The 21,223-nt window shown below is 71.3% G+C and carries 17 protein-coding genes; 11 read left to right on the top strand and 6 right to left on the bottom strand.

Features of this window, described 5'->3' with window-relative positions; genetic code table 11:
• Positions 1–8 precede the first annotated feature (8 nt).
• Positions 9–809 carry an ABC transporter permease gene (locus GH747_RS00710; protein WP_149767346.1) on the top strand — a complete coding sequence of 267 codons (801 nt, stop codon included), beginning with the start codon at positions 9–11 and terminating at the stop codon, positions 807–809.
• 87 nt (positions 810–896) lie between these two features.
• Complete coding sequence (locus tag GH747_RS00715) at positions 897–1,403, top strand: hypothetical protein (RefSeq protein WP_149767348.1); 507 nt, start codon at positions 897–899, stop codon at positions 1,401–1,403.
• Positions 1,404–1,407: 4 nt separating this feature from the next.
• Here GH747_RS00715 and GH747_RS00720 read toward each other — a convergent pair whose 3' ends face one another.
• Complete coding sequence (locus tag GH747_RS00720; RefSeq protein ID WP_149767350.1) at positions 1,408–2,223, bottom strand: NAD-dependent protein deacetylase; 816 nt, start codon at positions 2,221–2,223, stop codon at positions 1,408–1,410.
• Positions 2,224–2,433: 210 nt separating this feature from the next.
• On the opposite strand from GH747_RS00720, the gene pstC reads away from it, so the two are divergent.
• From pstC to GH747_RS00760, 8 genes are all read left to right on the top strand, one after another.
• A complete protein-coding gene (gene pstC, locus GH747_RS00725; protein ID WP_149767352.1) occupies positions 2,434–3,453 on the top strand; it encodes a phosphate ABC transporter permease subunit PstC in 1,020 nt (339 codons plus the stop codon).
• Positions 3,453–4,616, top strand: a complete 1,164-nt coding sequence (pstA, locus tag GH747_RS00730; RefSeq protein ID WP_149767354.1) for a phosphate ABC transporter permease PstA — start codon at positions 3,453–3,455, stop codon at positions 4,614–4,616. The genes pstC and pstA overlap by 1 nt, the downstream gene beginning before the upstream one ends.
• A complete protein-coding gene (locus GH747_RS00735; RefSeq protein WP_149767356.1) occupies positions 4,613–6,223 on the top strand; it encodes a substrate-binding domain-containing protein in 1,611 nt (536 codons plus the stop codon). Before pstA ends, GH747_RS00735 begins: the two co-directional genes overlap by 4 nt.
• Positions 6,220–8,889 (top strand): hypothetical protein, encoded by a 2,670-nt coding sequence (locus tag GH747_RS00740; RefSeq protein ID WP_149767358.1) that lies wholly within the window; start codon positions 6,220–6,222, stop codon positions 8,887–8,889. Before GH747_RS00735 ends, GH747_RS00740 begins: the two co-directional genes overlap by 4 nt.
• Entirely contained in the window at positions 8,886–9,875 is a 990-nt protein-coding gene (locus GH747_RS00745) for a sortase (protein WP_149767360.1), read from the top strand. Before GH747_RS00740 ends, GH747_RS00745 begins: the two co-directional genes overlap by 4 nt.
• 154 nt (positions 9,876–10,029) lie before the next feature.
• Positions 10,030–11,628 (top strand): Ig-like domain repeat protein, encoded by a 1,599-nt coding sequence (locus tag GH747_RS00750; protein ID WP_163695226.1) that lies wholly within the window; start codon positions 10,030–10,032, stop codon positions 11,626–11,628.
• A gap of 166 nt (positions 11,629–11,794) precedes the next feature.
• A complete protein-coding gene (locus tag GH747_RS00755) occupies positions 11,795–12,559 on the top strand; it encodes a phosphate ABC transporter ATP-binding protein (protein WP_240466107.1) in 765 nt (254 codons plus the stop codon).
• Between the two features lie 11 nt (positions 12,560–12,570).
• Positions 12,571–13,341 carry a lytic transglycosylase domain-containing protein gene (locus GH747_RS00760; RefSeq protein WP_228552719.1) on the top strand — a complete coding sequence of 257 codons (771 nt, stop codon included), beginning with the start codon at positions 12,571–12,573 and terminating at the stop codon, positions 13,339–13,341.
• Between the two features lie 58 nt (positions 13,342–13,399).
• On the opposite strand, the gene GH747_RS00765 is transcribed toward GH747_RS00760, so the two are convergent.
• Together GH747_RS00765 and GH747_RS00770 are read right to left on the bottom strand one after the other, a co-directional pair.
• Positions 13,400–15,613: an MMPL family transporter gene (locus tag GH747_RS00765; RefSeq protein ID WP_149767364.1), complete on the bottom strand. Its 2,214-nt coding sequence runs from the start codon at positions 15,611–15,613 to the stop codon at positions 13,400–13,402.
• Between the two features lie 42 nt (positions 15,614–15,655).
• Entirely contained in the window at positions 15,656–16,237 is a 582-nt protein-coding gene (locus GH747_RS00770) for a TetR/AcrR family transcriptional regulator (protein ID WP_163695230.1), read from the bottom strand.
• Positions 16,238–16,570: 333 nt separating this feature from the next.
• Between GH747_RS00770 and GH747_RS00775 the strand changes: the two genes are divergently transcribed.
• Entirely contained in the window at positions 16,571–18,508 is a 1,938-nt protein-coding gene (locus tag GH747_RS00775; RefSeq protein ID WP_149767368.1) for an acyl-CoA dehydrogenase family protein, read from the top strand.
• Between the two features lie 4 nt (positions 18,509–18,512).
• Here the strand turns inward: GH747_RS00775 and GH747_RS00780 are convergent, their stop codons facing one another.
• The 3 genes from GH747_RS00780 to GH747_RS00790 are packed head-to-tail and all read right to left on the bottom strand — an operon-like array spanning position 18,513 to position 21,210.
• Positions 18,513–19,181 carry an SIMPL domain-containing protein gene (locus GH747_RS00780; protein ID WP_149767370.1) on the bottom strand — a complete coding sequence of 223 codons (669 nt, stop codon included), beginning with the start codon at positions 19,179–19,181 and terminating at the stop codon, positions 18,513–18,515.
• A gap of 23 nt (positions 19,182–19,204) precedes the next feature.
• A complete protein-coding gene (locus GH747_RS00785; protein WP_205602709.1) occupies positions 19,205–19,768 on the bottom strand; it encodes a GNAT family N-acetyltransferase in 564 nt (187 codons plus the stop codon).
• Entirely contained in the window at positions 19,765–21,210 is a 1,446-nt protein-coding gene (locus GH747_RS00790; protein ID WP_149767372.1) for an NAD(P)/FAD-dependent oxidoreductase, read from the bottom strand. Before GH747_RS00790 ends, GH747_RS00785 begins: the two co-directional genes overlap by 4 nt.
• Between the last annotated feature and the right edge of the window lie 13 nt (positions 21,211–21,223).

The following is a 21,223-nucleotide window of genomic DNA, read 5'->3' on the forward strand; positions in this document are numbered from 1 at the left end:
GAGCCGCGATGATCCTCAGCCGCCGTGTCCGGTGGGCGCTCGGGGCGCTGACCGTGCTCGTGCTCGCGTTCCTCTACCTGCCGCTGCTCGTGGTGGTCGTGAACTCGTTCAACGCGAACCAGGCCATGACCTGGCCGCCGTCGGGGTTCACCCTGGAGTGGTGGGAGCGTGCCGCGAACAGCGAGGGCGCGCGCGACGCGGTCTGGACGAGCGTGCAGATCGCCCTCGTCGCCACAGCGATCGCCCTTCTGCTCGGGACGATGCTGTCGCTGGCACTGCAGCGCTACCGCTTCTTCGGGCGGTCCACCGTCAACCTGCTGGTGATCCTGCCGATCGCCCTGCCCGGCATCATCACCGGCATCGCGCTCAACAACGCGTTCACCGGCATCCTCGACCTGAGGCTCACGGTCGGCACCGTGATCATCGCCCACGCGACGTTCTGCATCGTCACCGTCTTCAACAACGTGCAGGCCCGGCTGCGTCGGGTCGGCGGGAGCCTCGAGGAGGCGTCGGCCGACCTCGGCGCCGGCATGTGGACGACGTTCCGGCTCGTCACGTTCCCGCAGCTGCGCTCGGCGCTGCTCGCGGGCGGGCTGCTCGCGTTCGCGCTGAGCTTCGACGAGATCATCGTGACCACGTTCACCGCCGGCGCAGGGGTCACGACGCTGCCGATCTGGATCTTCAACAACATGTTCCGGCCCAACCAGGCGCCGGTGGTCAACGTCGTCGCCGTCGTGCTGATCATCGTCTCGATCGTCCCGATCTGGCTCGCGCAACGGCTGTCGGGCGATGCCGAAGGCAGGCCGTAGCCGGTCGCCGGCGGCTGAGTACGCCGGTCGCCAGGGTTGAGTACGAGCACCGGTCCGACGACCGGCCGGACTGGTGAGACTGAGCGCATGACGATGACTCTCGGGAAGCGCGGTCTTGCCGCGCTCGCGCTCCTCGCCCTTGCCTCCCCCGCGCTCGCCGGCTGCATCGGGCCGGATGCGCCCATCGGCGGCTCCGCGGTCTCGCTCGACCCCTCCGGGCAGGTGACGTTCGTCGTCGCTCCCTGTGGCGAGGACGTCGCGGACATGACGTTGGTCGAGCTCGACGAGGACGACCCGGAGGCGGTGGACCCGACCGTGGGCGAGTGGGTCGCCGACTCGCCCGAGGACGCCACGGTCCTGACGCCCGCGGCACCGGCACGCGGCTGGACGGTCGAGCAGGACCCGGGCGCGCTGTCGCCGGATGCGGTGTACGACCTCAGCGCGGGCTACAGCGACGGCGAGAACGGCACCGGCCCGGCCACGTTCCGGCTGTCCGACGTCGAGGGGCTCGCCGCGGACCAGGTCGTCACCGGGAACCACGAGACCATGACGCGGGCGGCGTTCGAGGACTGGGCCTGCTCCGAGCCGGGCTGACCGGTCAGGCGACCAGCGCCTCCAGCACCTCGGTGCACCCAGCGTCGAGCTTGAGCGCCGCCAGCTCGTCACCGCGGGTCGTCCCGCGGTTCACGATCACCACCGGCGTACCCGCCTTCGCCGCCTGCCGGACGAACCGCAGCCCCGACATCACGTGCAGGGACGACCCGACCACGAGCAGCGCGTCAGCGGCATCGACGAGGCCGCGGCAGTGCTCGACCCGGGGCTTCGGCACGTTCTCGCCGAAGAACACGACGTCCGGCTTCAGGAGCCCGCCGCACTCCAGGCACGGCGCCACTCGGAAGTCGGCCGTCTCCTCGAGCACCGCGTCGCCGTCGGGTGCGATCGCGTACGCGCCCTCGCCGTAGCCGGGGTTCAGGACGTCCAGCCGTTCGTGCAGCGCCGCCCGCGGCGTACGCGCTCCGCACGCGAGGCAGACGACGTCGGCGATCCGGCCGTGGAGCGCGACGAGCTCCTGCTGCCCGGCTGCCTCGTGCAGGCCGTCGACGTTCTGCGTGATCACCGCCGACACAGCACCCGATCGCTCGAGCGCGACGAGCGCGTGGTGACCGGCGTTCGGCTCGGCGCCGGTCATGTGGCGCCACCCGACGTGCGCCCGCGCCCAGTACCGCTGGCGCGCCTGCGGGGTCGCCACGAACTCCTGGTACGTCATGGGTGACCGCGGCACGGACTCGGGTCCGCGGTAGTCCGGGATGCCCGAGTCGGTGCTGATCCCGGCTCCGGTGAGCACGACGACGCGGCGGCCGGCCAGCAGCGTACGGGCGTCCGCGACGGTCGGCAGCTCGGTGACGGTTTCCACCCTTCGAGGGTACGAGGTGGTTTCGACTCGCTGCGCTCGCTCAACCAGCGGGGAGGGCGCTGCGCTCGCTCAACCAGCGGGAAGGGCGCTCAACCAGCGGGGGTCACCTGCCGTCCTGCGTTCGCCCGGCGTTCACGCAACCCACGCCCCGCGGTTGCGCAGGTCTCGTTGAGTTCGTCTGTTGACGTTCCCCGGCATCACGGAGCCCGCATGACCCCGACCACCACGCTGCGCACGGAGCTGCCGTCGCTCGACGCCGACGAACCCCGCCAGCTGGCGGGACGCACGTCGGGCAGCGACCTCGTCTTCCGCATCGTCGCCCGGTCGTTCGGCGGGATGGTCCTGCTGATCACCGGAGGGATCGGGTTCTTCCTCGCGCTCCAGGCCGTGCCGACCCTGCAGCGCTACGGGACGTCGTTCTTCACCGAGACGCAGTGGCAGCCCGAGGCGGACGTCCTCGGCATCGGCGCAGTCCTGGTCGGCACGGTCTCGGTCGCCGGTGTCGCGCTGGTCATCGCTTTCCCGCTGGCCCTGCTGACCGCGCTCTACATCAGCGAGTACGCGCCCCCGCGCCTGCGCCCGACGCTCGTCTCGTGCGTGGACCTGATGGCGGCCGTGCCGAGCATCATCTACGGGCTGTGGGGGTTCTTCCTGCTGCAGCCGCACGCGAGCGCCGTCGCGCACTGGCTCCACCAGCACCTCGGCTTCATCCCGTTCTTCGCCGTCGACGCCGACGCCGACGCTGCGGTCTGGGAGCAGACGCGCTACACGGCGTCCGCGTTCGTGGCCGGCATCGCCGTCGCGATGATGGTGCTCCCGATGACCTGCGCCGTGATGCGGCAGGTGTTCTCGCAGGCACCGGCCGGCGAACGGGAGGCGGCGCTCGCGCTCGGCAGCACCCGCTGGGGGATGATCCGCAGCGTCGTCCTGCCGTACGGTCGCGGCGGCATCATCGGTGGCACGATGCTCGGCCTGGGCCGCGCTCTCGGTGAGACCATCGCCGTCCTGCTGATCATCTCGCCCGCCTTCGACCTGAAACCGCGTGTCCTCGAGATCGGCACCAACACGGTGTCGGCGCTCATCGCCGGGCGCTTCGGCGAGGCGAGCGAGGCCCAGCTCTCCGCCCTTCTGACCGCCGGGTTCGTGCTGTTCGTCATCACGCTCGTCGTCAACACCTTCGCCGCGATGATCGTCTCGCGCAGTCGCTCAGGGATCGGGACGGACGCCTGATGTCGACGCTCACGACACCGCCGCCCGGTGGCACCCACCGCAGCGAGACGTCGACCGCCGAGGACGCACCCCGTACGTTCCTGCGCGCCGAGCTGCCCCAGGCCCACCGCGACGCCGTGCCGGAGGAGCGCCGCCTGCTGACCTCGATCCGTCCGGACGACCGGCTCGCGATCGCCGGCAGCTGGATCGCCGCCGCGTGCCTGGCGTGGGTCATCTGCCGTCGCCTGATGCCGTGGGACGGTGTCCTGCCGTTCGTCGTGGTGATGCTCGTCTGCGCCCTGATCCTCATCGCGCTCACGACCGCCCTCACCGGCACGCGCGCGGAGGTCGGCGACCGTGTCGCGTCCGCGCTCGTGCACGCGGGCGCCCTCACGGTCGGCATCGCGCTCGTGAGCACGATCGTGTTCGTCTTCGCCCGTGGCGCCGAGGCGCTGCCGCACCTCAACCTCTTCACCGAGGACATGTCCGGTGTCGGGCCGCGCGACCCGTTCACGCGGGGCGGCGTCCTGCACGCGATCCTCGGCACGCTGATCCAGGTCGCGATCGCCGTCGTCATCACCGTGCCGCTCGGGATCGGCGCTGCGGTCTTCATGACCGAGGTGGGCGGCCCCTTCGCACGGGTGGTGCGTACGGTCGTCGAGGCGATGACCGCGCTGCCGTCGATCGTCGCGGGCCTGTTCATCTACACGACGCTGATCGTCACCCTCGGGGTGGCACGGTCGGGCATCGCGGCCGCGCTCGCCCTGTCGGTGATGATGCTGCCGATCATCGCGCGGGCGGCCGACGTGGTGCTCCGGATCGTCCCGGGCGGACTGCGCGAGGCGAGTCTCGCGCTCGGCTCCTCACGGTGGCGCACGGTGTGGCACGTCGTGCTGCCGACCGCTCGTCCCGGTCTCGCGACCGCGCTGATCCTCGGTGTCGCCCGCGGCATCGGCGAGACGTCCCCGGTCCTGCTCACGTCCGGCGCGGCGTCGTTCGTCGTGGTCGACCCGACCGACGGCGTCATGAACTCGCTGCCGCTGTTCATCTTCTCCACCGTCCGCAGCGGCGAGCCGATCTACATCCAGCGTGCGTTCGCCGCGGCCGCCGTCCTGATGGCGCTCGTCCTGATCCTGTTCGTCGTCGCGCGACTCCTGGCGCGCCCCAGAAAGGGAACCCGATGACCCCCGCCCTCCGCCGGCTCCACCTCCGTACGTGGGTGGTGGTGCTCGCCGCGCTCCTGACGGCGTTCACGCTCGTCCTCCGTACGGCCTCGCCCGCCCAGGCGGCGTACGCCCAGATCGAAGGCTCGGGGTCGACCTGGAGCGAGCTGATCGTGCGGCAGTGGATCGCCGACGTCGACGCCATGGGCATGAAGGTGACCTACAGCAGCGGCGGCTCGTCGCAGGGCCGCAAGAACTTCGCGCAGAACGTCACCGACTTCGGCATCAGCGAGATCCCGTACCAGGGTGTCGACGAGTACGGCGCCGCCGACACCGCGGGCAAGCGCGCGTTCGCGTACCTGCCGATCGTCGCCGGCGGCACTGCCTTCACCTACCAGGTGAGGGTCGGCGGCAAGCTGGTGAAGAACCTGCGCCTCTCCGGCGACACGATCGCCAAGATCTTCACCAACAAGATCACCGACTGGTCCGACGCAGCGATCACGAAGGACAACAACGGCCGCAAGCTCCCCTCGTTGCGGATCATCCCGGTGGTGCGCTCCGACGGCTCGGGCACGACGGCCCAGTTCACGACGTGGCTGGACAAGGAGCACCCGAAGGTGTGGCGCCCGTTCTTCGGCCGGTCGGGCCTGACCTCGTACTTCCCGCGCAAGGGCACCGCGATCGCGGCGTCCGGGTCGGACCAGGTGATGAACACGATCTCCGGCGACGCGGGCAACGGCACGATCGGGTACGTCGAGTACTCGTACCCCGTGAGCAAGAAGTTCCCGGTGGTCAAGGTGCTCAACAAGGCCGGCTACTTCGTGGAGCCGACCGAGCACAACGTCGCCGTTGCGTTGACGAAGGCGCGGATCAACGAGAACAAGAGCTCGCCGCTCTACCTGACGCAGATCCTCGACGGCGTCTACCGAGCGACCGACAAGCGGGCGTACCCGCTGTCGTCGTACTCCTACATGCTCTTGCCGACCGGGGCGAAGGACCAGCGCATGACCACGGCGAAACGGCAGACCCTGGTCGACTTCATGTTCTACTCGCTGTGCGAAGGGCAGAGCAAGGCAGGCCCGTACGGCTACTCGCCGCTCCCGCTGAACCTCGTCCAGGCCGGGTTCGCCCAGCTGGCGAAGCTGGGCACCGCCGACAAGGGCGTCAACGTGAAGAACCGCGACGCACGCCGCTGCAACAACCCGACGTTCGTCAAGGGCGACCTCTCGCGCAACCACCTCGCCGAGATCGCGCCGCAGCCCGCCGCCTGCGACAAGGTGGGCGCCGGACCGTGCGGCACCGCGCCGGCGGCGGACACCGGGGCGACCGACAAGCCGAAGGCCGGCGCGCAGCCGACGGCCGCCGCCGCGCCGGGCGCTGCCGCTCCGTCCGCGGGGGCGGCGCCGCAGGTCGCTGCGAGCACCGACCCCGAGACCGGACAACCCGTGGCGGCGGCTGCGGTCGTCGACCCGGAGTCGATCGCCGGTGTTCCGACCGAGCTGACGTCGAGCGCCCTGGGCGACCGCAAGGAGTGGTTCGGCGCGATCGCGATGCTCGAGCTGCTGCTCATCGTCACCGTCCCGGGCGCGCTGGCGCTCTACTTCCGCCGGCGGGGGGCAGCACGATGAGGCGGCGACTCGTACGGGGCGGCCTGGCGCTGCTGGTCGTGGCGACGGCGGTGGTGGGGCCGGGGTTTCGACTCGCTCCGCTCGCTCAACCAGCGGGGGCCGCTCCGGCTCAACCAGCGGAGGCCGCTCTCGCTCAACCAGCGGGGGCCGCTCTCGCTCAACCAGCGGGGGCCGCTCTCGCTCGGGCCGCTGCTGCGTCGTCCGCGTACGGCGCGTCCAAGACGCTGACCCGCGCGCACGTCGCCGCCGACGGCACGACCGAGGTCGTCGACGAGCGCAAGGTGACCGTGCGGGTCGACCAGACCACCGGGCTGCAGGGTCGGCAGCGGCTCCGTGTCAGCTGGACGGGCGCACACCCGAGCGCGGCACGCGCGGCGAACCCCTACGGCGAGGGCGGGATGGCGCAGGAGTATCCCGTCGTCATCCTCCAGTGCCGCGGCGTGGACTCGGCCAGCGTGCCCGCGTCCCAGCGGCTCTCGCCGGAGACGTGCTGGACCTCGACCCGTCAGCAGCGGTCCCAGATGGTGACGGAGCGAGCCGCGATCTGGCGCAAGGACCGCGCCGCGTCGACCGGCGAGCGCGAGCAGAAGACCGGCATCTCCCCGTGGCCGAGCGCGAAGGTCTGCCCGGACGTCGACTTCATGTCGACGCACCTGACCCCGTTCGTCGCCCGCTCGGGCAAGGTCTTCCCTGCGTGCTCGTCCGAGACGATGCCGCCCGAGGCCGCCACCGGCGCGTCGTTCCCGCCGGCCGAGATCGCAGCGTTCACCGACCTCGAGGGCAAGGGCGAGGTGCAGTACGAGGTCCGCAGCGCCGTCGAGAACGAGTCGCTCGGCTGCTCGCGCTCGGTGCGCTGCTCGATCGTCGTCATCCCGATCATGGGGATCAGCTGCGGCAGGGACGCGGCCACGCCGGCTGACGAGGAGTGCCGCAAGCCCGGTCAGTGGACCGCAGGCTCGAGCAACTCGGCGAGTCTCGGCGTCGACGCCGCCGTCTCCCCGTCGTACTGGTGGTCGGAGTCGAACTGGAAGGGCCGCTTCAGCGTGCCGTTGTCGTTCGGCCTCCCGCCGGACGCGTGCAACGTCCTCGACAGCCGGGCGCCGGTCGCGTTCTACGGCTCCGAGCTGCTCAGCCAGGCGGCGCTCCAGTGGGCGCCCGCGTACTGCCTGCGCAAGGACCGGTTCAAGTTCCAGCACAACCGGATGGCCGACGACGTCGCCTTCACCCTGATGCAGGGCGGTGGCGCCGCAGCGGCATTCGTCTCGCGCGGCCACGCGGACGAAGGGGCGACACCGGTCGGGTACGCGCCGGTCGCCGTGACCGGGTTCGCGGTCTCGTACGTCGTGGACAAGCCCGGCAACACAGGCGAGGCACTGCGGCTCCGGTTGAACGCCCGCCTGCTCGCGAAGCTGCTCACGCAGAGCTATCCCGCCTCGTACTCCGGACGTCAGCGCCCGGGCCTCGAGAAGAACCCGCTCTCGCTCAACACCGATCCCGAGTTCATCGCCCTCAATCCGGGACTCGACAAGCAGGCCCGCGAGGCGACGGCGACCGTCCTGTCGCTGTCGGAGTCGTCGGACGTGATCCGGACGCTCACCGCCTACATCGCGGCGGACCGCGACGCCGCCGCCTTCGTGAAGGGCAAGGCGGACCGGTGGGGCATGAAGGTCAACCCGGCGTACAGGGCGATCGGCCTGCCGCGCGCCGAGTGGCCGTTGAAGGACACGTTCGTCCCGAGGTCCGAGCTGGAGTGCCGCAAGGAGAACCCCGCCCCGTACCTCAGCCAGGTCGCCGCACCCGTCAGCAGCCTGCGCAAGATCGCCGAGGCGGTCCTCGACGCGTGGCCGAACGTCCAGACGCGGTGCGAGCGCGCGACGATGTCGGACCCGTGGAAGCTCGGCCGCATCGAGCGCCAGGGCGTCGGCAACCGCTTCATGATCGGCATCGTCACGCTCGGCGACGCCGAGCGCTTCGGCCTGCGCACCGCCGAGCTCCAGACGCAGCGCGCGTCGGGAGGTCGTCCCGCCAGGTTCGTCGCGCCGACCAGCACGGCGCTGAAGGCCGCCGTCCGCGAGGCGGACGGCGGCACGCTCGGCAAGGCGTTCACGCTGGACCCGACGACGCTGCGCGCTGAGGCGCCACGCGCGTACCCGGGCACGATGATCGTCTACGCCGCCGCGCGCCTGGAGGGGCTCGCGAAGAAGCAGGCCGGCGACGTCGCGCAGTTCATCGAGGTGGCGACGCGACGAGGCCAGCGCGTCGGCACCGGCAACGGCGACCTGCCTCCGGGCTACCTGCCGATCACCAGGACCGGAGCCACGGCAGACCTGTACGCCTCCGCGCAGGAGGCGGCGGACGCGATCCGCGCGCAGAAGGGTCTGCCGGGCTCCGCTGACGAGGGTGACGACAAGTCCGACACGCCTGCGGCGGACTCCCCTGCACCCTCCGCTCCGGCAGCGCCGCTCGCGGTGCCCACGGCAGCCGCCACTCCGCCGACCAAGAGCAGCGCCGTCGCCACGACGCGTGCCGTGACGACTGCCCCGACCGGGGACACTCCAGCCCCGCTCGCCGGAATCGCGCTGCCGCTCCTGCTGGGGCTGGCCATGGTGCTCGGCGTGGCCGCGCCCGCCGCGAAGCAGCTCGTCCAGCGGAGGTCGCGCCGATGACGACAGCCCTCGGCCCGTCCGCCCAGACCACCGAACGGGCTCCCGCGCCGGCGCCTCCGGCGCCCGCGCCCGAAGGCCCGGACGAGATGCTGCCCGAGTCCACCCCCGAGCCCGCGCCGTCCGGTTCCCACCCCGGCGCACCGCGCCCGGACCGGTCGTCGTTCGTGGTCCTCGACGCACTGACCGTGCTCGCCCTGGTCTGCGCGTGGACCGTGCTCCAGGTGCTCGTGCTGTCCGGGATCTCCCAGCAGCGGAGCCAGGACCTCCTGTACGGCGCCTTCCGGACCGAGCTCGCCTCCGCGACGGCGCCGGTCGGCGGCGTGATCCCCGTCGGTGCCCCGGTCGCCCTGCTCGAGGCGCCGTCGATCGACCTCGAGCAGGTGGTCGTCGAGGGCACCAGCGGCCGTACGCTCCTCGCCGGGCCCGGGCACCGTCGCGACACGCCGCTGCCGGGTCAGGCCGGCACGTCGCTGGTCTACGGACGAGCACAGACGTACGGCGGTCCGTTCGGGCAGATCAGCTCGCTCGCACCCGGCGACACCGTAGCGACGACCACCGGCCAGGGGCGCGCGACGTACGTCGTCGAGAAGGTGCGCCGCGCCGGCGATCCTCTGCCGCAGCCGTTGGCCGCCGAGCAGGGGCGCCTGACGCTCACCAGTGCCGAAGAGTCCGGTGGCCGGCTGGGAGCGCTGCGGCCGCAGGGCACGCTCTACGTCGACCTGCGACTGACCTCGAAGCCCTTCCCGACCCCGGCCGGTCGCCCGGCGGCCGTCACCGACGCTGAGCGCGCGATGGGTACGTCGACCGACGACATCGCAGCGCTCGCGTTCGCCCTCCAAGGGATCCTGCTCGTCGTCGTGGCCGTGGTCCTCGCACGACGCCGCCTCCCCGGTGCCGTCGTCTGGGTCATCGCGGCGCCCGTGACCATCGCGCTGGCGTGGTGGTGCACGGACCTGGCGATGCCGATGCTGCCGAACCTGATGTGAGAGCGGTCCGCGGTGACCCGCTGACGCACTCCCCGCGCGGACGCGAACCGGTCACCGAGTGTTCACCGCACGCCAGTCCTGTGTCCAGCCTGCGCCCCCACGATCGAGTCGGAGTCGCGTCGACTCCGTCGCACACAGAATGAGGTCATCTCCCATGTCACCAAGGCCCCTGACCGCCGTCGGCGTCGCCGCGCTCAGCGCTGCCCTCGTCCTCGGCACTCCGCTCGCCGCCTCCGCGGACCCGACCAGCACCCCCGCTGCCACCGACATCGTCGGTGTCGGCTCGGACACCACCCAGTTCGTCCTCGGCTACCTCGCGAACGGCACCACCGTCAACGGCACCGTGCTGAAGGGCTACAACGAGGGCCGCGCCACGGGGAAGCTCGCGAGCTTCGACGCGATCAAGGCCGACGGCACGACCGGCGATCCGATCGTGCTGAAGACCGGCGCCGCCTCGATCGCGCGCCCGAACGGCTCGAGTGCCGGCAAGGGCCTCCTGTACGGCGCGAGCCCCAACGCGAACGTGAACTACGCCCGTTCGTCGAGCTCGCTCAGCGACCCCGAGAAGGCCGCCAACCTCTACCAGATCCCGTTCGCGATCGACGGCATCAAGCTCGCCGTCCGCAAGGCCGGCAGCAACGCACCGGCGGCCATCTCGGGCGCGGACGTCGTGAAGATCTACAACGGCACCTACACGAACTGGAACCAGCTGGGCGGCGCCGCAGGCGTCATCAAGCCGCTGATCCCGCAGAGCGGCTCGGGCACCCGCTCGGTCTTCGAGGGCCAGCTCAAGGCGCTCAACGGCGGCGTGGCCGTCGTTCTCGCGCCGGGTGTCGCCGAGACCCAGGAGCACAGCGACGCGGACGTCAAGAACGACGCGAACGCGATCGTGCCGTTCTCGACCGGCCGCGCCAAGGTCACGCCGACGATCACTCTCTCCGGCGGCTGGTCGTTCACGCGTGCGCTCTACAACGTCGTGCGCGTGACCGACCTCGGTTCGCCGTGGGCGGCCGGAATCTTCCTCGAGAACGGCTTCGCCTGCAGCGCAGCCGCGAAGCCCCTGATCGAGGCCGCCGGCTTCGAGCAGCTCGCCACGCCCGCCAAGGGCGGCGTCTGCGGCGAGCCCACCCAGGACGCGACGTCGAACTTCACGACGTCGGCGGACACGCCCGCCAAGGTCGCGTCGACGACCTCGGTCGCCGTCCCCGGCGCCGCGTCGTACGGCAAGACCCGGACGGTCGTCGCGACGGTGCGTCGCGGCGGCGCTGCAGCGACGGGCTCGGTCGTCGTGAAGGTCGGCTCGCGTCCTGCGCAGACCGTCGCCCTTTCCGGAGGCCGCGCCTCGGTCACCCTGCCTGCCTCGCTCGGCGCAGGCGCGTACGCGGTCACGGCGTCCTTCGGCGGGAACGCCACCACGGCGGCCTCGAAGACGCAGGGCGTCCTGCGGGTCACGAAGGCGTCCTCGAAGGTCGGCTTCACGATCTCGCCGAAGAAGCTCACCGCGAAGAAGCGCGCCAAGGCGGCCGTCAAGGTGAGCCTGCCCGGCCTGCCGGCATCGATCCGCCCGTCGGGTCGCGTCCTCGTCCTCGACGGCAAGAAGGTCGTCGGCCGCGGCACCGTCTCGGCCAAGGGCACGGTGACCGTCAAGCTCGCGAAGCTCAAGAAGGGCAAGCACAAGCTCAAGGTGACCTACGCCGGCAACGGCAACGTCTTCGCCTCGACGTCGAAGGTGATCAAGGTCCGCGTCCGCTGACGTAGACCGCCCACCGCACTCACCCGCTCGCGCCGGGGTCGACCTCGTTCGAGGGCGGCCCCGGCCGAGCCGTACACGAAGGAAGCACACCGTGGCGATCGACCAGACGCTCCAGATCCCCGGGTTCCCGCCCGCACCCTCGTCCCGCTCGCTCGCGCTCGCCGAGCTGGCGGCGTACGACGTGTCGGCGTGGTTCGGCACCCACAAGGTGCTCGACCGGGTCAGCCTGACCATGCCCGCGGGCGAGATCACCGCGCTGATCGGCCCGTCCGGCTGCGGCAAGTCGACGTTCCTGCGGATCCTGAACCGCATGCACGAGCTCGTGCCCAGCGCGTCCATGGCCGGCGAGGTGCAGCTCGACGGCGAGGACGTCTACGCGCCGACCCGCAAGCTCACCGACGCGCGCAAGGCGATCGGCATGGTGTTCCAGAAGCCGAACCCGTTCCCGGCGATGTCGATCGAGCAGAACGTGCTGGCCGGCCTCAAGCTGACCGGCACGCGCGCCAGCAAGGACACCCGCGAGGAGCTCGTCCAGTCGTGCCTCACGAAGGCAGGCCTGTGGAAGGAGGTCAAGGACCGTCTCTCCGCGCCGGGTGGCGGCCTGTCCGGCGGACAGCAGCAGCGCCTCTGCATCGCCCGGTCGCTCGCGGTGCGTCCGCGGGTCCTCCTGATGGACGAACCGTGCTCCGCACTGGACCCGACGTCGACACGAGTGATCGAGGAGACGATGCTAGAGCTGGCAGAGGAGGTCACCATCGTCATCGTCACGCACAACATGCAGCAGGCTGCTCGTGTCTCGAGCCGCTGTGCGTTCTTCCTCGCTGCCCAGGGCACACCGGGTGTGATCATCGAGCACGGCGACACCCCCGCGATGTTCGGCGCGCCGCAGGACCGCCGTACGGCCGACTACGTGAGCGGCCGCTTCGGGTGAGTGGAGGCCTCGTGCGCGGACCTGTCCTGGTCGCCCTGGTGGGGGCTGCCGGGGTGTTCGCCGCGACCGCGGCGCTGCTCTCAACCTCGGGCAGCGGCGAGGCGAGCGTCGGCGAGCTCGCCCTGGTCGATCCTGCCGCGATCGCGCCCGCCGCGGCGCCGACCGCGGTCGCCGCGGCCGAGGTTCCCGGTGGCGTGACCGCCTCGCTCGACCGGCCCGAAGCCGCCGCGGTGTGGGTCGAGAGCACCGCCGCTCGGGTCGGCATCGGCCAGGTCGCGGTCGCCGCGTACGCGAACGCCTCCCTGCGCATCGGCGTCGAGCAGCCCGGCTGCAACCTCGAGTGGACGACGCTCGCCGGCATCGGCTGGGTGGAGTCCCAGCACGGCACGCTGGGCGGCAACGAGGTCCTGCACGACGGCACGACCCGGGAGCCGATCCTCGGCCCCGCCCTCGACGGCTCGGAGGGCGTCGGCGCGATCCGACCCGGCGCCGACGACACCGCCGCGCACGGCAACACCGACTGGGACCACGCCGTCGGCCCGATGCAGTTCATCGGCAGCACGTGGAGCCGATGGGGATCCGACGGCGACGGCGACGGCGTCGCGGACCGCGGTGACATCGACGACGCTGCCTACTCAGCCGGCCGCTACCTGTGCGGCGACGGGTACGACCTCGCGACCGGCACCGGATGGACGGCCGCGATCTTCGCCTACAACCACTCCGACGCCTACGTCACGTCGGTGCTCGCCGCCGCGAACACGTACGCCGAGAGCTCGGGCTGAGCTCTCGGCGTACGGGTAGTTCGGAGTACGGGTCGTTCGGCGTACCGGTCCTCCGGCGTCAGGCCCTGACCGGCTCCGGCGCCTTCTCGGTGCGCTCACCGAGGCGCTTGGCCAGCTGGTCGCCCTCGATGTCGAGGTTCGGGATCAGCCGGTCCAGCCATGCAGGCAGCCACCACGCGGACTTGCCGGCGATCGCCATGAAGGCCGGGATCAGCGTCATCCGGACCAGGAACGCGTCGGCGAGGATGCCGAACGCGAGCCCGAACCCGATGGGCTTGATCATCGCCATCGGGCTGATGATGAAGCTGCCGAACACCGAGATCATGATGATCGCCGCGGCGGTGACCACGCGGGCGCTGTGGCTGAAGCCGGTCACGACCGACGTCTGGGCGTCGCCGGTGTGGACGTAGTCCTCGCGCATCCGCGAGACCAGGAACACCTGGTAGTCCATCGCCAGTCCGAACAGGATGCCCACCATGAGGAGCGGCAGGATGCTGATGATCGGCCCCGGGGTGTCGACCCCGAACAGGCCGGACAGCCAGCCCCATTGGAAGACGGCGACGGTCGCACCGAGCGCGATCCCGACGGTCAGCAGGAACCCGACCACCGCGGACAGCGGGACCAGGATCGAGCGGAACACCAGGATGAGCAGGATGAACGCGAGGCCGACGACGAGCGCCAGATAGACCGGGAGCGCGTCGGCGAGCTTCTCCGACACGTCCACCGAGACCGCCGTCTGACCGCTGACCAGCACGTCAGCACCGGTGTCGGCGTTGACTCCGCTGACGGCGTCCCGGATCTCGTGGACGAGGTCCTGCGTCGCCGCCTCCGCGGGGCCGCTGGTGGGGATCACGGTGATCGTCGCCAGGTCGGCGTTCGGGATGACCTGAGCCGGGACCACGGCTCCGACCTTGGTGTCGATGCCTTCGATCGCTGCGGTAGCAGCCGCGACCGCAGCGTCGGGGTCCGCCGCGTCCTTCGTGTCCACGACGACGAGCAGCGGCCCGTTGGCGCCGGCGCCGAAGCTCTCGGAGATCATGTCGTACGCCTTGCGCTGCGTCGTGTCGACCGCGGCCGTGCCGTCGTCGGGCAGCGACTCCTGAAGAGACAGGACCGGGATCGAGGCGACTGCCGCGACGAGCACGCCGACGACGGCGACGACGCCCTTGCGCCGCGAGACCAGGCCCGCCCAGCGCTGACCCATGGTGGGCTTGCCCGAGTGGTCGTCGGCCTCGGGGTCGTGCTGGCGCAGGCCGGGGATCTTGCCCTTGGTGATGCGCCGCTTGGCGAAGCCGAACAGCGCCGGCAGGAGCGTGAGGGCGATCAGCACGGAGATCGCCACGGTGGCGGCTGCGGCCAGACCCATCTCGGTGAGGATCGAGATGTTCACGACGGAGAGCCCGGCCAGCGCGATGACCACGGTGAGACCGGCGAAGACCACGGCACTGCCGGCGGTGCCGACGGCGCGACCGGCAGCCTCCTCGGGCTCGCGGCCGGCGATCACCTCGCTGCGGTAGCGGGACACGATGAACAGGGCGTAGTCGATACCGACGGCGAGGCCGAGCATCGTCGCGAGGATCGGCGTCGTCGATCCCAGCGACATGAACCCGGTGAGCGCGGTGATGCCCGAGATCCCGATGCCGACGCCGATCAGGGCCGTCAGCAGCGGCATGCCGGCCGCGATCAGCGACCCGAAGGTGATGAGGAGGACCACCATGGCGACGACGATGCCGATGAGCTCCGACGAGCCGGTCTCCGGCATCTCCTGGAGCGCGTCACCGCCGACCTCGACGGTCATCCCCGCTTCGCGCCCGGCGTCCGGAGCCTCTTCGAGCGCGTCGACCTGGGCCTCGGAGAGGTCGATCGACTGCGTGTCGTAGCTGATGGTCGTGTAGGCGACCGTCTCGTCCGGCGACACCTGCTGGGCCTGGAACGGGTCGACGGCGCTGATGACGCCGTCCTCGCCGCCCAGGTCGGTCACGGTCTGCGTGACGACGGAGGCGAACTCCGGGTCCGTGATCTTGGAGCCCTCGGGAGCCTGGAAGACGATGCGGGCTGTCGCCCCGTCCGCCGCGGCGTCGGGGTTGCGCTCCTTCATGAGGTCGAACGCCTCGACGGACTCGAGTCCGGGCATGGAGAAGTTGTCCGAGGTCTTTCCGGACAGCGTCGCCGCGCCGGTGCCGGCGAGCACGAGCGCGAGCAGCCACGCGACGAGGACGCCCTTGCGGTGGCGGAACGACCACCGTCCGAGGCGGTAGAGGTACCAGGACACGAGGTCTCCTGTAGGTCGTGCGCCCGCGGGCGCGAGGGAGGGTCAGGGGGTGGTGGGAGGCGTGACACCGAGCGCGGGCAGCAGCACGGCGTCGAGGATCTCGATGAAGTAGTCCGGTCCGCACTGCTCACCGGTGAGCGCCTCGCGGAGGATCGCCGGCCCGATGAGGGTGGGGACCACGAACGGGATGGCCGGGTTGTCGGCGGCCACCTCTCCGCGTGCGATCGCCCGGTCGACGACCGTGGTCACGACCTGCACCCGCGTCGCCACCACCCGGTCGTTGAACGACTGCGCGAGGGACGGGTGGGACTTGCAGGCGTGGAGGATCGCCGCAGCGAGCGCGATGTCGCGGTCGTCGTCACGCGGCAGTGCCTCGAGCAGCGCCATGAGGTCACCGCGCAGGGTTCCCGTGTCGACGGACTCGGGGACTGCGGGGGCGTCGGCGTCGATCGCCGCGACCACCAGGGCTTCCTTGCTCCCCCACTGCCGGTAGAGCGTCGCCTTGCTCGAGCGGGTCTCCTCGGCGATCCGGTCCATGGTGAGCTTGTCGTAGCCGACCTCGGCGAGCAGCCGCAGGGTCGCTGCGTACAGCTCGTCCGTGCGCTCGGGCGTCAGACGGCTCATGGACATGCTCCTATCGAAACGAAACGGTTTCGTATCGACCGTACGCCGTGAGGGCAAGAATCGGGAGGGGCCAGCACCGTGGCCTCCCTCACAGCGCCGTCCCCGCCACTCCCGCTGCCGGTGCGCCCCCCACCCCCGCTGACCGGTGCGCCCCCCACCCCCGCTGACCGGTGCGCCCCCCACCCCCGCTGGTCGAGGCGCCCCCACCCCCGCTGGTCGGTGCACCCCCCACCCCGCAGACCGGTGCGCCCCCACCCCCGCTGACCGGTGCGCCCCACCCCGCTGGTCGAGGCGCGAAGCGATCGAGACCACCACCCCGATACCGTCGACCACATGGCCGACCTCGTCGCACCCCTCCGCGCCGCCCTCGATGGTCCGTACGCCGACGCCCGCGCCTCCGCACGCCGGCTGCTCACTGAGACCGGCACACTGACCGACCCGACGCTCTCGCTCGACGAGCAGCGCTCCCGCACCCGCGACGCCGTCCTCGCCCTCGCCTCCTCCGACGTGCCCGCCGCCGGGTTCGCCAAGGCGCACGGCGGCACCGGCGACATCGGTGCCTCGCTCGTCGGGTTCGAGATGCTCGTCTACGCCGACGTCTCGCTGATGGTGAAAGCCGGCGTGCAGTGGGGCCTGTTCGGCGGCGCGATCGAGAACCTCGGCACCGCCCGGCACCACAACGAGCACCTCGCCGACGTGATCTCCGGCGACCTGCTCGGCTGCTTCGCGATGACCGAGACCGGCCACGGCAGCGACGTGCAGAGCATCGAGACGACGGCGACGTACGACGTGGCGAGCGGCGAGATCGTGGTGCACTCACCATCGCCGAGCGCCCGCAAGGACTACATCGGCGGCGCCGCGCACGACGCGACGATGGCGGCGGTGTTCGCGCAGCTGGTGACCGGGGGTCCGGGCGAGGAGCCCACGTCGCGCGGCGTGCACTGCGTCCTCGTCCCGATCCGCGACGCGGACGGACGCGACCTGCCCGGCGTCACGACGTCCGACTGCGGCGTCAAGGGCGGCCTGAACGGCGTCGACAACGGCCGCATCGTCTTCGACCAGGTCCGCGTCCCCCGGTCGAACCTCCTCGACCAGTACGCGACGGTGGCCGAGGACGGCACGTACACCTCTCCCATCGACAACCCGAACCGCCGCTTCTTCACGATGCTGGGCACGCTCATCCGGGGCCGGGTCAGCATCGCGGGGGCCAGCGGCGCGGCCTCACGACAGGCGCTGGCGATCGCCGTGCGCTACGCCCTCAAGCGCCGTCAGTTCGCGGCTCCGGGCGCGGCAGCGGACGAGGACGGCGGCGAGATCCTGCTGATGGACTACCGCACGCACCAGCGTCGGCTGCTTCCCGCGCTCGCCCGGTCGTACGCGCTTCAGACCGCGCAGAACGAGCTCGTCACCACGCTCGCCCGGATCCAGGAGGCCGGCGCCGACGCCGACCCCCGCGAGCAGCGCGAGCTCGAGGCGCTCGCCGCGGGCCTCAAGGCGTACGCGTCCTGGCACGCCAGCGCGACCATCCAGCAGTGTCGCGAGGCGTGCGGCGGCGCCGGCTACCTCGCAGCCAACCGGTTGACGACCCTGAAGGCAGACACCGACGTCTTCACCACCTTCGAGGGCGACAACACCGTGCTGATGCAGCTGGTCGGCAAGGAGCTGCTCACCGGCTACGCGGACGAGGTACGCGGGCTCGACCCGGTCGGCATGGTGTCGTTCGCGGTGTCCAACGCGGCCGAGGTGGTGCTCGAGCGTACGGCGGTGGCGCCGCTGGTCGCCCGGCTGCGCGACGCCGCCCGCCGGGAGGGCGACGAGCCCGACCTGCTCGACCGCGGGACCCAGCTCGCCCTGCTCACCGACCGCGAGGAGCACCTGCTCGAGACCCTGGCTCGCCGGATGCAGGCGGCCCGCAAGGCCTCGGGCGCGGACGCGTTCGCCGCGGTCAACAGTGCTCAGGACCACCTCGTGCACCTCGGTCGAGCGCACGTCGAGCGCGTCGTCCTGGAGGCGTTCGCCGCGGCGGTCGCCGAGGTCGAGGACGACACCGTACGCACTGTGCTGGACGCGGTCTGCGACCTCTACGCCGTCAGCGTGGTGGAGGACGACAAGGCGTGGTTCCTGGAGCACCGGCGCCTGTCCGTCGGGCGAGCCAAGAACGCGACCGTGGTGGTCAACGAGCTGTGCGAGCGGCTCCGCCCGTACGCAGCCGACCTCGTCGATGCGTTCGGCATCCCCGAGCACCTGCTCGACGTCGAGATGCTGGGCTAGGGTCCTAGCCCAGCGTCTCGAAGTCCGCGGTCACGGCGCACGACACCTCGATGTCGTCGGGCCGCAGCTCCATGCCACCCCCGCCGGACGGCGCTGCCGCGGCACGCATCGCCACACCTCCGACGCTCACGCCGCCGCCGACGTGCGGCCTCAGGCCGTCCTCGTACAGCGTGGTGAGTCGCACCGCGCCGAGGCCCAGAGCGTCGGCGTACGCGCGCGCCCGTACGACCGCGTCCCGCGCCGCCGACGCGCGCACCTCGGCGACGGCGGCGTCGCGGCGTACCTCCGTCAGCGCCCAGTCGACGCCGCCGACGGACACGCCGTCGAGCAGCGCGACCTCGCTCGTCCAGCGCGACAGCGCGCGGAAGTCCCGGAACTTCACCCGGACCCCGGCGCTGGCCCGGAAGCGGCGGACCTTGACCTGCTCCTCCTGCGCGCTCGGCTTGATCCACTCGTCGTAGGTCCACGCCGACACCTGGTCAGCGCCCCACCACGTCGCAGCCCCCGCCGACACCTGAGCCTTGGCGCCGGACACGAGTGTCGCGTGGGTCCGCTCCGCGGCAGCGACGACGTCCTCGCGGCGTGCGCCCGAGTAGGAGACGGACAGCCGGAGCGTCCCGCGCTCGGCCGGGAGGTGCTGGGTGGCCTGTCCGGCCACGGTGATCTTCGGCATGGCCCGAAGACTACGGGACCCGCTCAGGTCGCGACGGGCTCGAGGATCCGCTGGAAGAGGACGTGGTCCTGCCAGCGCCCGTCGATCCGCAGGTAGGCCTCGGCGACGCCGATCGCGGTGAACCCCGCGCGTCGGAGGACGGCCTGCGAGGGTGCGTTGTGCAGCAGCGTCGCTGCCTGCAGGCGGTGCAGGCCGAGCTCGGCGGCGTGGGTGCATACCGCGTCCACAGCCCGGGTCATGAGTCCATGCCCGGTGTGCCGCCCGTCGATCCAGTAGCCGAGGTGCCCGTTGTGGAAGGCGCCGAGCACGATGTCGTTGACGTTGACCGAGCCGACGACCTCGGCCCCGTCCACGATCAGCGTCGTGATGCTCGTCCCGAGGCTGTCCGAGGCATCGCGCAGCACGAGGCGACGCTTCTGCTCGTCGACGGTGTAGTAGTCGTCGTCGCGTGCCGGCTCCCACGGCGCGAGGTGCGCGCGGTTCCGTACGCACGCGGCGGCGAGCGCCTCGGCGTCGCTGACCTGCGCGCGCCGCAGCAGGTAGCCACCACCGAGCGGGACCGACAGGTCAGGCAACGCGTCCGTCACGACGCGCGGGCGTCGGTCTCGGACTCTGCGTCGTCGTCCAGCGCGTCTGCCGGCTCGGCCGCTGCCGGCTCGGCCGCGGCCGGCTCGGACGCGGCGGGCTCGGACGCTGCATCCTCAGCCGGGACCAGGTCGCTCGACGGCGCGCTCAGGACCGCGCGCGGCGGTGCGACCCGCGCGATCACCGGCGGAGTCTCGCCCACGATCGCGTTGTGCCCACGTCGCCAGAAGATGTAGCGCGCACCGAGGTTGATCATGGTGGCGAGCCGGTTGCGGTACCCCAGCAGGTAGAACAGGTGGACGATGATCCAGACCACCCAGGCCGGGAAGCCGGTGAGCTTACCGGTGAACTTCGACTCCGCCACGGCCGAGCTGCGGCCGATCGTCGCCATCGTGCCCTTGTCGAAGTACTTGAAGGGCTTGTGCGCCTTGCCGGCGAGCCGCTTCTTGATGTCTTCGGCCGCGAACTTGCCGCCCTGCAGCGCCGGCTGAGCGAGCTGCGGCAGCGCACGGTCGCCGTCCTCGACGGCGACGTCGCCGACGGCGTACACGTTCTCGAGGCCCTGCACACGCAGGTGGTCGTCGACCATGATGCGGCGACCTCGTCCGAGCGGCACACCCCAGTTCGCGATGACCGGGTGGGTCGTGATGCCGGAGCCCCAGATCACCATGTCGGCCGGGATGAACTCGCCGTCGTTGACCACGACGCCGTCCGGCCTGACCTCCTTCACGGAGGTGTCCATCCGCAGGTCGACGCCGCGCTTCTCGAGCGACTTGCGAGCGTAGTCGCGGAGCTTCGGCGCGAACGGGCCGAGCACGTGCGGGGCCATCTCGACGAGCGTGATGTGGACGAGGTTGTTGTCGATCTCGGGGTACGTGATCGGCATGTCGATGTTGCGCATCTCGGCGAGGGCACCGGCGGTCTCGACACCGGTCGGCCCGGCGCCGACCACGACGGCACGGAACTCCCTGTCCTGGCCGTTGATCGCCGCGTCCTCGAGGATCGCGAACAACCGGTCGCGCACCGCGAGCGCCTGCGAGCGGCGGTAGAGCGGCAGCGAGAACTCCTCGGCGCCGGGGATGCCGAAGAAGTTCGCCGTGGCCCCCGTCGCGATGATCAGGTAGTCGTACGAGAGCGTGAGCCCGCCGTCGAGGTTGATCGTGCGCGTCGAGTGCTCCATCGACGTCACGGTGCCCTTCAAGAACCGCACGTTGTCCTGCTTCGCCCGGATGGAGCGGAGGAACCACGTGATGTCGCCGGGGTTCAGCGTCGACGTCGCCACCTGGTAGAGCAGCGGCTGGAACGTGTTGTAGGTGTGCCGGTCGACCAGCGTCACATCGACGTCGGCCCGCTTGAGCGTCCGCACCGCGGACACCCCGCCGAACCCACCGCCGACGACCACGACATGGGGTCGTGTGCGCGGCATAACCTGCGAATCCTTCATGACTTCGAGCGTA

This window comes from Mumia xiangluensis (assembly GCF_010994095.1).
Taxonomy (GTDB): domain Bacteria; phylum Actinomycetota; class Actinomycetes; order Propionibacteriales; family Nocardioidaceae; genus Mumia; species Mumia xiangluensis.